Here is a 12,793-nt window from a genome sequence, read left to right as displayed (position 1 = left end):
GATGAAAGATGGCAAAGAAAGGCAGTTTATCAATCACGAGCGAGAACATTTTCCCGGTAATCAAAAAGTGGCTGTACTCAGACCACGATATTTTTTACAGGGAGCTGATCAGCAATGGCTGTGATGCTATTACAAAACTGAAAAAGCTGGAATTGATGGGAGAGTATGAAAGACCTGAGGATGTGGAATATAAGATTCAGGTCACCGTGAACCCCACGGACAAGACCATCAAGATCACGGACAACGGTCTGGGCATGACAGAGGAAGAGATCGACAAGTATATTAACCAGATCGCGTTTTCCGGCGTGCAGGATTTTATGTCCAAGTACAAGGATAAGGCTAACGAGGACCAGATCATCGGACATTTTGGCCTGGGCTTTTATTCTGCGTTCATGGTGGCTGATAAGGTAAGTATCGAATCCCTTTCCTGGCAGAAGGACGCAAAGGCTGTCCACTGGGAGTCAGAGGGCGGAATCGAGTTTGAGATGGAAGAAGGGGATAAGGCAAGTGTGGGAACCACCATCACCCTTTATCTCAACGAGGACAGCACGGAATTCTGCAACGAGTACAGGGCCAGGGAAGTCATTGAGAAATATTGTGCATTCATGCCGGTGAACATTTTCCTGGATAATGAAACGGCAGAACCCCAGTATGAGACTATTGAGAAGGACGAGCTCACGGACAGGGACAAGGTGATAGAGACTGTCATCGAGCCTGCGAAGACTGAGGAAAAGGAAAATGAGGACGGGACCAAGGAAACAGTTGAGATCGAACCGTCCAGGGAAAAATATAAGATCTTAAAACGTCCGGTTGCTTTAAATGATACCAATCCGCTGTGGAACAAACATCCCAACGAGTGCAGCGAGGAGGATTACAAGAGCTTTTACCGCAAGGTGTTCAGGGACTACAAGGAGCCGCTGTTCTGGATCCACCTGAACATGGATTATCCTTTCAACTTAAAGGGAATCCTGTATTTCCCAAAGATCAACATGGAATACGACAGTCTGGAGGGAACCATCAAGCTGTACAACAGCCAGGTGTTTATTGCGGACAATATAAAGGAAGTGATCCCGGAGTTCCTGATGCTGCTTAAGGGTGTGATCGATTGTCCCGACCTGCCTCTGAACGTATCCAGAAGCGCCCTGCAGAACGATGGCTTTGTAAAGAAGATTTCCGATTATATCACCAAGAAGGTGGCGGACAAATTGTCCGGTATGTGCAAGACAGACCGTGAAAACTATGAGAAGTACTGGGACGACATTGCGCCCTTTATCAAATTCGGATATATTAAGGATGAAAAGTTTGCTGAGAAGATGGGAGATTTCATTCTCTACAAGAACCTGGACGGCAAGTACCTCACCCTTCAGGGCTGCCTGGATGAGAATAAGGAAAAGCATGAGAATACAGTGTTCTATGTGACCAATGAGAAGGAGCAGAGCCAGTATATCAACATGTTTAAGGAGGAAGGAATTGACGCTGTCATCATGCCGGCCGCCATTGACAACCCCTTTATCAGCCATGTGGAACAGAAGAAGGAAGGCCTTAAATTCCTGCGTATTGACACGGACTTAAACGCTGCCTTTAAGGAGGAAGTAAAGGAGGATGATGAGGAATTTAAGAAGACTTCAGAGGAATTGTCGGAGCTGTTTAAGAAAGCCCTGGATAACGACAAGCTGGACATCAAGGTAGAGAAGATGAAGAATGCCGGAGTGGCATCCATGATCACCGTGTCAGAGGATACCCGCCGTATGCAGGATATGATGAAGATGTACAGCATGGGCGGTATGGATATGGGAATGTTTGGCGGAACCGGAGAGACACTGGTGCTCAATGCCAACCATCCGCTGGTACAGTATGTGCTGAACCACAAGGAAGGGGACAATACAGGCAAGATCTGCGAGCAGCTCTATGATCTGGCCAGCTTAAGCCACGGTGCATTGTCACCTGAGCGTATGACAAAGTTTGTCAGCCGCAGCAATGAGATCATGATGATCATGGCTGGGGAAAAAGCTGAATAAAAAAATGGTTCCCGGGTGGGGATCATAGTAATAGAAAAAGCATTGCCTGGTCTGGTGGGACGGGCAGTGCTTTTTTGCTTTGTTCCTCTATTTTAATTCATCCATTGTGTTGAATAGTCATATTTGTGTGTTTATTTAAGATTGTTGGCCGGTATGGGCAATGGTATAATTCGTATATCAAAGGAGATCGGATCCGATACAAGCAAAAACTAATTATAAGAGGGAGAATTATATGAGAAAGAAAAGAATGATATCTTTATTGGCGGCAGTGGTGACGGCAGCTTCCCTGCTTGCCGGCTGCGGTTCATCGTCCGCTACAGCCGGCGGTTTGGGGGAAACAGCCGGGGCCGGTTCCCAGAGAAAAAAGATCACAGCCCTGTTAAAAGGATCCGAGACCTCGGAGTCCAATATGATATACGGCAAGGCGATCAAGGATTTCTGCCAGCAGAAGGGCCTGGATTGTGAGATCGAACTTGTGCCCACGGATGCGGATTATATTACAAAGCTCCAGCTTTACATCAACAGCAATTCCCTTCCTGATATTTACGGCTGTGCCAATGGCTCCTTGTCTGCAGCGGCCCAGGAAATTGACGCCATGGTGAATATAGGGGAGGAGCTGAAAAAAATCGGAAAATATGACTCCATGAATCAGGCGATCATTGATTTCCTTACGGATGCAAAAGACGGTCAGATGTATCTTATGCCCAACGCGTTGTATGCCGAGTATTTTGCCTACAGAAAGGATATCTTTGGTCAGTACGGGCTTGAGGTGCCAAAGACCTGGGATGAGTTCCTGAATGTGTGTAAGGTCCTTAAGGATAACGGAGAGATCCCCCTGATCGTAGGCGGCAAGGAAAACTGGCAGCTGATGCGCTACCTCTCCTTTGCCCCCTGGAGGGTGACCCATGACGGGTTCATAACAGGATATATCTCCGGGGAGGACAGCTTTGAGAAAAATGAAGCGGCAAAGGCGGGGGCTGGCCTGCTCTATACACTGGGGACAGAAGGCTACTTCCAGCCGGGCTTTTTGAGCACGGACAATACGGCCAACGGAGAACTGTTCTATGGCGGGACAGGCGCTATGATGTACTCAGGCTCAGGCGATATTGCAAAAGCAGATGAACTTTACGGCAATGGCCAGCTGGGATTTTTCCCGGTGCCGGACGTGGACGGCATGGAGAACATGGAGACCAACGTACCCCTTCACGCAGGATTTGCCTATGCCTTTAATAAACAGACCTATGATGATGTGATGGAAGAATTCTTCCAGTATCTCTGCAATGAGTTCACCGGTCTTTGTTATGACCAGGCCAAGGTGTTTTCGCCCTTTAATGATCCGGTGCCGGATTCAGCAGGTGCGATCATGAAGGAAGTGTACCCGTTCTTTGAAAATGCAAAGCAGAGCTGGGTATCCTGGGACGACAAGCTGGATTCAGCCACCCTCACAAAGCTGGTGGATCTACAGCAGCTGCTGGTTCAGGGCCAGATCACGCCTGATGAATACTGTGCAATTGCAGACACCTATGTAACAAAGTAGTGGGACGGTCCGGAGGGCCTTACCCCTCCGGACCGGGATAAGGAGGAACCATGCAGAACGCATTTGGAAAAAGAAAGGTGATCTTTACTTTCCTGCTTCCTGCTTTTATACTGTACACGCTTTTTGTGGCGGTATCAGTAGTCTGGGCCTGTTTTTACAGCTTTTTTGACTGGAACGGTGTGGGTTCCATGACATTTGCAGGGCTTAAGAATTATATGGATCTGCTGACCGGGGACCCGGTGTTCTGGCTGAGCGTAAAGAATACGCTGATCTATACGGTTGTGGATGTGGTGATCCAGGTGTTCGGAGGCCTGCTGTTTGCAATCTTTTTGACGCGGATCACCCATTTCAGGGCAGGGCTTCAGACCCTGTACTATGTGCCTGTGGTCATCTCGTCCGTGGCTATCTGCCAGATATTCAGCAAATTGTTTTCCGTTACCCCAACAGGTGTGATCAACGCTGTGCTGGGAGCCATCAATCCGGACCTGTTATACATGGAGTGGATCTCCAACCGGAAACTGGCCCTTTATGTGGCGGCCTTTGTAGAAGCTTATAAGTATCTGGGGCTTTATATGGTCATCTTTTATGCGGCCCTGATCGGCGTGCCGGGGGAATTGTCCGAGGCGGCCATTGTGGACGGAGCCAATGTGGTCCAGGAATTCATCTATGTAAAGATTCCGTATATCATGCCGGTGATCGTGGCCAATTGTCTGCTGGTATTAAACGGCTCACTGAGGTCCTTTGACGTCTCCTTCCTGCTGACAAAGGGAGGGCCGTCCAATGCCTCTGAACTGATGTCCACCTACATGTACAAACAGGCGTTTACCAGCCAGCGCTATGGATACGGAAGTGCGGTGGCCATGGCCATTGTGATCCTGTGTCTGGTCATTGGCCTGGGATTTCGGAAAATGACGGCGGAAAGGGAGTGATGGGATGAAGACAAGTCAGAAAAAAATGGTTTTTGCGCCTCTTAAAGGGCTGGCGGCCGTTATCCTTGCGGTCATTCAGGTATACCCTATTTTCTATGTGTTTTTATCCAGTCTGAAAACCCAGGAAGATTTCCGCAAACTGCCGTCCTATGCATTTCCCTCTTCCTTCCAGCTGGCCAATTACAAACGGGTGCTGGAGGTCAGTCCCATTGTCACCTACTTTAAGAACAGCATCATCATTCTGGTATTCACCCTGGCAGTGCTTCTGGTCATCAGTTCAATGGCCGGGTTTGCGCTGGCCAAGATCAAGTTCAAACGGAATCAATTCATGCTGAATTATTTTATGCTGGGGCTGATGCTTCCATGTCAGGTGGCGCTGATCCCCCTCTTTACTATTTTCAGCAAGATGGGACTGCTGAACACATATGCGGCCATCATACTGCCCCAGGTGGCATTTGCATTGTCCTACTCCATTCAGCTGTTTTATTCCTTCAGCAAGTTCATGCCCAATGTGTGTCCTATGTCCACCAACTCTCTGCTCACCGTGGGAAGCATGCTGGGATATCTGGAACTGCACTACAAAAACGACATTTCCCTGGATGAACTGGCGGATGAATTCCACGTGAGCCAAAACTATGTTACCCGCCTGCTCAAGCGGTATACGGGCAAAAGCTTTTCTGAGAATGTGCTGCGGATCAGGATGAATAAGGCGGTGGAGCTTATAACATCAACGGATTACAGTATTTCCAGGGTTGGGGATCTGGTGGGATATCATGATACCAGCTATTTTATCCAGGTGTTTAAGAAGCAAATGGGGGTAACTCCCAATGATTATAAACGGTTGTATTAGATTTACAGGACTAAAGGAATAAGGGGTGCTGCGGCGATGGTTCTTACCATCCTGCAGCGCCCCTTATTCCTTTAACTTATGGTCCAGCCAGTTCCTGTCAATTTCAAGGATCATGGCAGCCTCGTCCAGATCATGGGAATGCTCCAGCACCTCCCTGATATACTGTTTTTCAAATTCATCCGCCGCTGTTTTCAGGGGCTTGAACTGCAAAGCAGATAGGGAGCCGGATGAGCAGGTGGAAAAATGATAATTTTCCCGCAGCAGATCCTCGGTTATGACTGGCGCATCCTCCAGTACATAAAGCTTTTCCATGAAAATCGGAGGCGGACTGGCAGGGGCGGAGACCGTGGAGTTTTGGGGGACCATAGGCAGGATGGAAATAAATTTTGGTGAACCGGGAAAGCCTGTTTGTAACTGGTACATCTTTGCGCCATTCCCACGCCATATTAGTGCTATCCTTCATTTTGCGGGCCGCGTCCTAACAGGAACCGCCGCCTGTATTTCAGGTCCGCGTAGTCTGTGATTTTTTTCAAATACACGGCATCAAAGGCTCCGCCCACGATCCCTGCAATGGGGATCCCCTGCAGGAATTTCATGTATAAAAGCTGGTGGGAGAGAGCTTGGGCGGTCAGGCGCATCTGCGCCTTTTTTTCGTGGATGGATGTTTCTGCTTCACCTGTCATACGGATGCTGCCGTCACCGCCATGATTCTCCGCAATCAGCTGATTTACTTCCCCGTCCGCCCGGACAGCCATCTCACCTGGTAAAAGGGGAACCCGGATCAGCTTTAGGATAAAGCATTGTTCCCTCACCGTATCGTAAGAAAATCCGTAGTTCAATGCAATCTCGTAAATAGATTTAAGAAGCATTCCCGTAAACAGCGGAATATCGGGCAGCCCAATGCCAAGGGCGCCAAGCCCGATTCCGCTGGCGCCGGAGGCCAGGAGGTTGACCGCCCTGCTGTTTTGCGCGCGTTTGGAAAATGCTTTCAGATTCCGCCTGCTTTCCTTCAGGCTCACCGCGTACGCGCTGACCTTGTAGGCCGTCTCCCGATCCTCTTTGCGGTATGTTTTTTCTATGATGGGAGTGCCTTTTTCAAACACCACCTCAAATGCTTTGTAGAACGCCGTATCAAGGGTGGAGGACAGCTTAGGGGGAACAAGATGCTCCAGACGGCGGTTCAGAACGGATTCTTTTTCCATAGCAATTTTTTTGAGAAAACGCTCCTCCCGCCTTTGTAATCTGGCCCATTCTGCTTCAAGGGCTGTTTTTTTGTGGAAGTTCTTCATAGGATCACCTGTCTTTTCAAAATATGATACTATCCAACATAATACCACATAACGGACTTGACATCCATACCATATGCCACTATAATAGTTGAATGTTACAACTGTTGTATTATACAAACGTTCAGCGATCCATGGGATCCGGGAGGAAGGATGAATCAGTATACGGGAATATACCGCCGCTGTGAATTGTTGTTTATACGGAACGAGTTAGAACGATTTGGACTTCAACCGCTGGAGGGGAAGGTCCTTAATTTTTTGCGCAGGGGCAGCTGCACCCAGGAGGATGTGTGCGCCCATTTTGACATGGACAAGGGCAGGATCGCCAGAAATCTGTCGGAGCTGGAGGAAAAGGGGCTGGTCTGCCGGGTGGTCAATGAGAAGAATAAGCGGCAGAAGCTGGTGAGCCTGACAGCGGAAGGTGAGAAGGTTCTGGCGGAGACAGACAAGATATTCATGAGATGGGACGCAATCTGCTATTCCGGCTTTACGGAGGAGGAGCGGTCCCTTCATCAGGATTTTGTAAGACGTATTGCTGAGAATGCAATGAAATACCGACACAGACAAGGAGGATGTACAAATGATCAATAACCTGACAGAGGGAAAGCCTTTAAAACTTCTGTTTTTCTTTGCAATACCCATGGTGGTGGGAAACCTGTTCCAGCAGCTCTACAACATGGTGGACTCTATGGTGGTGGGCCGGTTTGTGGGCGAGGACGCCCTGGCCGCGGTTGGCTCATCTTTCCCCGTGGTATTCCTGTCAGTGGCAGTGGCGGCCGGTTTGTCCATGGGATGTACGGTGGTGATCTCCCAGTTTTTTGGGGCGGGAAAGATAAGGGAGATGAAGGTAACTGTATCCACCGCCCTGATCTCATTGGGTGTCATTGGGCTGATCATAATGGGGATCGGTGAACTGGCAGCAGGCCCTCTGCTGAAACTTCTGGGAACAGATCCGGATATCATGGCTGATTCCCTGGCCTATCTGAGGATCTATTTTGGAGGAGCCATATTCCTCTTTTTATACAATTCCCTGAATGGTATTTATAATGCATTGGGAGACAGCCAGACACCCCTTAAGTTTCTTATGGTGTCAGCCCTGACCAATATTGTACTGGACCTGCTGTTTGTCATTAAGTTTAATATGGGAGTGGCAGGCGTTGCATGGGCGACACTGATCGCCCAGGGACTTTGCGCATGTATTTCATTTTTTGTACTCATAGGGCGTTTAAGGAAGATGGAAAATGAACCCTCAGCCAGAGGAGCTGCCTTCGCCTATTTTGATATGGATGCGGCCAGGAGGATTGCCAAGGTGGGCGTTCCCTCCATGCTTCAGCAGTCCATCGTGTCGGTGAGTATGATGATGATGCAGGGACTGGTCAACTCCTACGGCAAGGTGTTTGTGGCCGGTTATACAGCGGCCACCAAGATCGATACCCTGGCCATGCTGCCCAATATGAACTTTTCCAATGCCATTTCCAGCTATACGGCCCAAAACATCGGAGCGGGCAAGATGGACAGGGTGAAGCAGGGATATAAATCATGTATGTTTATGGTATTTATCTTCTCACTGATCATCACCACCCTGATCTACCTCTTTGGCCCGCAGCTTCTGGGGCTGTTCCTGAACCAGGGGGCGGAGGGAAGCGCCATGAGTTACGGCCTTAAGTACATGAAGACAGTTTCCGTGTTCTATCTGCTGATGGGCGCACTGTTTGTGGGCAATGGTCTTTTGCGCGGAGCCGGGGACATGGGCGCATTCATGCTCAGCTCCATGGTCAACCTGTTTTCGCGTGTGGCCATCGCATACCTCCTTGCGCACTACATAGGCGCCAGCGCGATCTGGTGGTCCATTCCCACCGGCTGGGCCTTTGGATTTATATTTTCCTTCCTGCGGGTAAAGAGCGGGAAATGGATGTCAAAAAGTCTTGTGGAATAAAGTTCTGCGGAATAAAGTTCTGCGGAATAAAGAGAGTCCCATCACGCATAATTTACGAATGAGAACCCGCTGCTGCTGCATATAATTCTATAAATACAGGCAGAGGAGCAATGCCTTGGAACTATATGTGGTAAAACAGGGGGACAGTGTGGACTCCATTGCAAGGACTTTCAACATTTCCACCCAGACCGTGATCTGGGATAATCAGATTGAATACCCATACCGCCTGGCCGTTGGCCAGGCTCTTTATATTTCAGATGGGAATCCTGTCCATGACAGGACGCCTCTTTACACCAGTGGGTACGCATATCCCTTTATTGATAATGAGGTACTGGAGGAAACCCTGCCGTTTCTGGATGGACTGAAGGTATTTTCCTATGGGTTCACCCTGGAGGGAGAGCTGGTACCGCCCATGACGGATGATGCCTGGATGATTGAAAAGGCGCGTCAGTGGGGGACACGGCCCATACTGACGCTGACTCCGTTGGGGGAAGACGGACATTTTAACAATAACCTTGTATCCGGGCTGGTCAGGGATCATGAGCTGCAGCAAAGACTTATATGGGAGTTGGGACGCACCATGCAGGAAAAGGGATTCGGCGGCCTGGACATTGATTTTGAATATGTGCTGGCAGATGACCGGGAGGGGTTCGCAGCCTTTGTAAGCCTTGCAACAAGGGTGATGAACCTGTTCGGCTATCCTGTCTCAGTGGCTTTGGCCCCCAAGACATCGGCGGAGCAGAGAGGGCTTTTGTACGAGGGCATTGATTATGCGCTGTTGGGGGCGGCCGCCAACCGGGCTATGCTGATGACATACGAATGGGGGTACAGCCAGGGGCCGCCCATGGCCGTGGCACCCATCAACATGGTGAGACGGGTGGTGGATTATGCCATAACCGCCATCCCCAGGGAAAAGCTGAGCCTGGGGATTCCCAACTACGGGTATGACTGGGCCCTTCCCTATGAGAGGGGAGTGACAAGGGCCAGGACGATCAATAACAGGCAGGCCGTGCAGATCGCCATTGATTTTGGAGTGGATATCCGGTTTGACGAGACCGCCATGTCTCCCTATTTCCGGTACTGGCAGTATGGGATCCAGCATGAGGTGTGGTTTGAGGATGTCAGGAGCATCAAAGCCAAGTTTGACCTGATCAAGGAATACGGGCTTTCCGGGGCCGGTTATTGGCAGCTGATGAGTTTCTTTCGGGCCAACTGGCTGATGCTGGACCAGATGTTCTATATTGAGAGGGAGTGGCAGGTGATGGAACGGCTGAACTCAGTGGATGGGGCATAATATAAGACCTTCCTTTTGTTTGATCCATTTGACTTTTTCACAGACGGATATTAGAATGAAAAGGTATACAAAAAGAAAAATATTCTAGTAAAACAAAGGAAGGTGACTGCAATGCCGTTTGACTTTAAAAAGGAGTACAAAGAATGTTACATGCCAAAGGACCAGCCTGAGTTTGTTACGGTTAAGCCGGCCAGGTACATAGCTGTCCGCGGAAAGGGCGATCCCAACGAAGAGGGGGGAGAATACCAGCGCGGGGTGGGGATTTTATATGCAGTCGCCTATACCATAAAGATGAGCTATAAGGGACCCTACAAGATCGATGGCTTTTTTGAGTATGTGGTTCCTCCTCTGGAGGGCTTCAGGTGGCAGGACGGCGTTGATGGCGTGGATTATTCGGACAAAAGCAGTTTTAACTGGATCAGCGTGATCCGGCTGCCGGATTTTGTGAAAAAAGAGGACTTTGACTGGGCGGTAAGGGAGGCGGAGAGAAAGAAAAAACTGGACTGTTCCCTTGCCGAATATCTTACCATAGATGAAGGACTGTGTGTCCAGATCATGCACCACGGCGCATATGATGAGGAGCCAGCCACCGTTGCCAGGATGGATGGGTACATCGCCGCCAACGGCTATGAAAACGATTTAAGCGCCACCCGCCTGCACCATGAAATCTATCTTTCCGATCCCAGGAAGACCGAGGCTTCCAGGCGGAAGACAGTGATCCGGCATCCCGTAAAAATGGGTGCGGAGGAGACTCCGAGAGTACACATAGAAAGACAGGAGGACGTAAGAAGATGAAGGTTGACGCGGCAAAGATAATGGAGCTTGCAAGGACGGTAAAGCCCCTGTTTTTAGACCATGAGGGGGCATCCAGGATCCAGGTTAAGGGGGTGGCGGATTTTGTGACCCAGGTGGATCTCCAGGTGCAGGAGATGATACAGAAGGGGCTTAGAAACTTGTATCCGGATATCCAGTTTATGGGGGAGGAAAAGGATAACAGTGAGATCGACTTTTCAGGAGCTGTGTGGATCCTGGATCCTGTGGACGGAACCACCAACCTGATCCATGACAATAGAAACAGCGCGCTGTCACTTGCGCTCTGTGACAACAGGCAGTTGGAACTGGGGATTATTTACCAGCCCTACACGGACGAGATGTTTTATGCGATCCGGGGAGGAGGGGCATGGCTCAATGGAAAACCCATCCATGTAAGCGGTGTGGACACCATGGAGAGAAGCCTGATCGCCATTGGCACCAGCCCCTATGACCACCAGCTGGCGGACAGGAATTTCCAGGATTTTAAACAGGTGTTTCTGCGCTGCTCCGATATCAGGAGGAACGGATCTGCGGCCATAGAACTTGCCCATGTGGCCTGCGGCCGCACGGATGCTTATTTTGAGAGGGTGTTAAGACCCTGGGATTTTGCCGCTGGAATGCTGCTGATACAGGAAGCTGGAGGAAGGGTTACCGGTTACAATGGTGAGGATCCGGATGTTTCAGTGCCCAGTCCTATTGTGGCCAGCAATGGCCTGATCAGCAAAGAACTGCTGTCGATCCTGTCAGCCTGAAAAAAGTAAGTACAGTAAAAGACCAGGATTATACTTTAGAGAAAAAAACTTGCCATTCACCTTTAGCTATAGTATAATTTACAAAAATTAAAAACATATGCAAAAGGAGTGTTATACATGGCGATCAGAGTGGGAATTTTAGGATACGGCAACCTTGGAAGAGGCGTGGAGTGTGCGGTCAGGCACAATCCGGATATGGAACTGAAGGCTGTTTTCACCAGGAGGGATCCGGCGGGCCTTCAGATCCTTACGGAAGGGGCAAAGGTTTTATCAGCAGAGGATGCTCCCTCCATGAAGGATGAGATCGATGTTTTGATCCTCTGCGGCGGAAGCGCCACGGATCTTCCTGTGCAGACGCCCCAGATGGCGGAATATTTTAATGTGATCGACAGCTTTGATACCCATGCCAATATTCCTCAGCATTTTGACGCGGTGGACAGGGCTGCGAGGGCAGGCGGACATATAGGAATCATTTCCGTTGGCTGGGATCCGGGCATGTTTTCACTGAACCGCCTGTATGCCAGCGCTGTCCTTCCGGGCGGCAGGGACTATACCTTCTGGGGCCGGGGCGTAAGCCAGGGCCATTCGGACGCCATCCGCCGCATCCATGGGGTGAAGGATGCAAGGCAGTATACCATTCCGGTGGAGGAAGCGCTGACAGCGGTGAGAAGCGGGAGTTGCCCGGAGCTTACCACCAGGCAGAAGCACACAAGGGAGTGTTTTGTAGTGGCAGAAGAGGGGGCGGATCTTAAGGCCATTGAAACGGCCATTGTGACCATGCCCAACTATTTTGCAGACTATGATACCACGGTACATTTTATCTCGGAGGAGGAACTTCTCCGTGACCATGCAGGGATCCCCCACGGAGGTTTTGTCATCCGCACAGGCAAGACAGGCTGGGAGGATGAGAACAGCCATGTGATCGAATACAGCCTGAAGCTGGATTCCAATCCTGAATTTACAGCTTCCGTGATCGCGGCCTATGCAAGAGCCGCCTACCGGTTGAGCAAAGAAGGGCAGACCGGATGCAGGACTGTGTTTGACATTGCGCCGTCTTACCTCAGCGCCCAGGAGGGGGAAGAACTTAGAAAGCACCTTCTGTAAACCTATATAGCACAAATCGAATCATTCCATCATACCTTAATACAAACGGATATAAACCGATATATCCGGATCCATTGCACTGCATAAGAGCTACAGTACAATCTGAACAGGCCTGATATGGAATGAAACCATAAAGGAGCCGGGCCGCAACATGCGGCAGCAGGTAGGAAAGCACCTGTGGGACAGTCGTTTACTCGTATTGTCCCGCAGGTGTTTTTATTGTGTCACAGTAAAAATAAACCACCTGCTCTGCAGGTGGAGGGAATATCTTCAG

Annotated in this window: 12 protein-coding genes and 1 riboswitch; of the genes, 10 read left to right on the top strand and 2 right to left on the bottom strand. The window is 49.8% G+C overall.

The window, feature by feature from the left end; all coding sequences use genetic code 11:
* Positions 1-8 precede the first annotated feature (8 nt).
* From htpG to CLFS41_RS29505, 4 genes are all read left to right on the top strand, one after another.
* Positions 9-2,018 (top strand): molecular chaperone HtpG, encoded by a 2,010-nt coding sequence (gene htpG / locus CLFS41_RS18130; RefSeq protein WP_045093085.1) that lies wholly within the window; start codon positions 9-11, stop codon positions 2,016-2,018.
* Positions 2,019-2,250: 232 nt separating this feature from the next.
* Positions 2,251-3,555, top strand: a complete 1,305-nt coding sequence (locus CLFS41_RS18125) for an extracellular solute-binding protein (protein ID WP_045093084.1) — start codon at positions 2,251-2,253, stop codon at positions 3,553-3,555.
* Between the two features lie 50 nt (positions 3,556-3,605).
* On the top strand, positions 3,606-4,484 hold the full coding sequence (locus CLFS41_RS18120) for a sugar ABC transporter permease (RefSeq protein ID WP_045093083.1): 879 nt from the start codon (positions 3,606-3,608) through the stop codon (positions 4,482-4,484).
* Between the two features lie 4 nt (positions 4,485-4,488).
* Positions 4,489-5,334 (top strand): helix-turn-helix domain-containing protein, encoded by an 846-nt coding sequence (locus CLFS41_RS29505; protein ID WP_082082628.1) that lies wholly within the window; start codon positions 4,489-4,491, stop codon positions 5,332-5,334.
* Positions 5,335-5,397: 63 nt separating this feature from the next.
* On the opposite strand, the gene CLFS41_RS18110 is transcribed toward CLFS41_RS29505, so the two are convergent.
* Positions 5,398-5,757, bottom strand: coding sequence for a helix-turn-helix domain-containing protein (locus CLFS41_RS18110; protein WP_045093082.1), 360 nt, complete (start codon positions 5,755-5,757; stop codon positions 5,398-5,400).
* Positions 5,758-5,786: 29 nt separating this feature from the next.
* Positions 5,787-6,623 (bottom strand): EcsC family protein, encoded by an 837-nt coding sequence (locus CLFS41_RS18105; protein ID WP_007869987.1) that lies wholly within the window; start codon positions 6,621-6,623, stop codon positions 5,787-5,789.
* Positions 6,624-6,773: 150 nt separating this feature from the next.
* Between CLFS41_RS18105 and CLFS41_RS18100 the strand changes: the two genes are divergently transcribed.
* The 6 genes from CLFS41_RS18100 (at position 6,774) to CLFS41_RS18075 (ending at position 12,519) form a co-directional block, all read left to right on the top strand.
* Positions 6,774-7,211: a MarR family winged helix-turn-helix transcriptional regulator gene (locus CLFS41_RS18100; RefSeq protein ID WP_007869981.1), complete on the top strand. Its 438-nt coding sequence runs from the start codon at positions 6,774-6,776 to the stop codon at positions 7,209-7,211.
* Entirely contained in the window at positions 7,201-8,556 is a 1,356-nt protein-coding gene (locus CLFS41_RS18095) for an MATE family efflux transporter (protein WP_007869978.1), read from the top strand. Before CLFS41_RS18100 ends, CLFS41_RS18095 begins: the two co-directional genes overlap by 11 nt.
* A gap of 115 nt (positions 8,557-8,671) precedes the next feature.
* Positions 8,672-9,850: a glycosyl hydrolase family 18 protein gene (locus CLFS41_RS18090; RefSeq protein ID WP_007869975.1), complete on the top strand. Its 1,179-nt coding sequence runs from the start codon at positions 8,672-8,674 to the stop codon at positions 9,848-9,850.
* A gap of 111 nt (positions 9,851-9,961) precedes the next feature.
* Positions 9,962-10,645 (top strand): GyrI-like domain-containing protein, encoded by a 684-nt coding sequence (locus CLFS41_RS18085; protein WP_045093081.1) that lies wholly within the window; start codon positions 9,962-9,964, stop codon positions 10,643-10,645.
* The gene (locus CLFS41_RS18080) at positions 10,642-11,415 is read left to right on the top strand and encodes an inositol monophosphatase family protein (RefSeq protein ID WP_045093080.1); all 774 of its coding nucleotides are present in this window, start codon (positions 10,642-10,644) and stop codon (positions 11,413-11,415) included. The genes CLFS41_RS18085 and CLFS41_RS18080 overlap by 4 nt, the downstream gene beginning before the upstream one ends.
* Positions 11,416-11,532: 117 nt before the next feature.
* The gene (locus CLFS41_RS18075; protein WP_007869965.1) at positions 11,533-12,519 is read left to right on the top strand and encodes a diaminopimelate dehydrogenase; all 987 of its coding nucleotides are present in this window, start codon (positions 11,533-11,535) and stop codon (positions 12,517-12,519) included.
* 92 nt (positions 12,520-12,611) lie between these two features.
* Positions 12,612-12,707, top strand: a riboswitch (NiCo riboswitch).
* Positions 12,708-12,793 lie beyond the last annotated feature (86 nt).

This window comes from Clostridium sp. FS41, from assembly GCF_000954015.1.
Taxonomy (GTDB): Bacteria; Bacillota; Clostridia; order Lachnospirales; family Lachnospiraceae; genus Enterocloster; species Enterocloster citroniae.
Note: the sequence above shows the minus strand (reverse complement) of the source record. Positions and strands in the feature narration are given on the sequence as shown.

What these genes read in the sequence shown, in the direction of transcription:
- htpG (WP_045093085.1), top strand. Translation starts at nt 9, where the DNA reads ATGGCAAAGAAAGGCAGTTTATCAATCACGAGCGAGAACATTTTCCCG.
- CLFS41_RS18125 (WP_045093084.1), top strand. Translation starts at nt 2,251, where the DNA reads ATGAGAAAGAAAAGAATGATATCTTTATTGGCGGCAGTGGTGACGGCA.
- CLFS41_RS18120 (WP_045093083.1), top strand. Translation starts at nt 3,606, where the DNA reads ATGCAGAACGCATTTGGAAAAAGAAAGGTGATCTTTACTTTCCTGCTT.
- CLFS41_RS29505 (WP_082082628.1), top strand. Translation starts at nt 4,489, where the DNA reads ATGAAGACAAGTCAGAAAAAAATGGTTTTTGCGCCTCTTAAAGGGCTG.
- CLFS41_RS18110 (WP_045093082.1), bottom strand. Translation starts at nt 5,757, where the DNA reads ATGTACCAGTTACAAACAGGCTTTCCCGGTTCACCAAAATTTATTTCC.
- CLFS41_RS18105 (WP_007869987.1), bottom strand. Translation starts at nt 6,623, where the DNA reads ATGAAGAACTTCCACAAAAAAACAGCCCTTGAAGCAGAATGGGCCAGA.
- CLFS41_RS18100 (WP_007869981.1), top strand. Translation starts at nt 6,774, where the DNA reads ATGAATCAGTATACGGGAATATACCGCCGCTGTGAATTGTTGTTTATA.
- CLFS41_RS18095 (WP_007869978.1), top strand. Translation starts at nt 7,201, where the DNA reads ATGATCAATAACCTGACAGAGGGAAAGCCTTTAAAACTTCTGTTTTTC.
- CLFS41_RS18085 (WP_045093081.1), top strand. Translation starts at nt 9,962, where the DNA reads ATGCCGTTTGACTTTAAAAAGGAGTACAAAGAATGTTACATGCCAAAG.
- CLFS41_RS18080 (WP_045093080.1), top strand. Translation starts at nt 10,642, where the DNA reads ATGAAGGTTGACGCGGCAAAGATAATGGAGCTTGCAAGGACGGTAAAG.
- CLFS41_RS18075 (WP_007869965.1), top strand. Translation starts at nt 11,533, where the DNA reads ATGGCGATCAGAGTGGGAATTTTAGGATACGGCAACCTTGGAAGAGGC.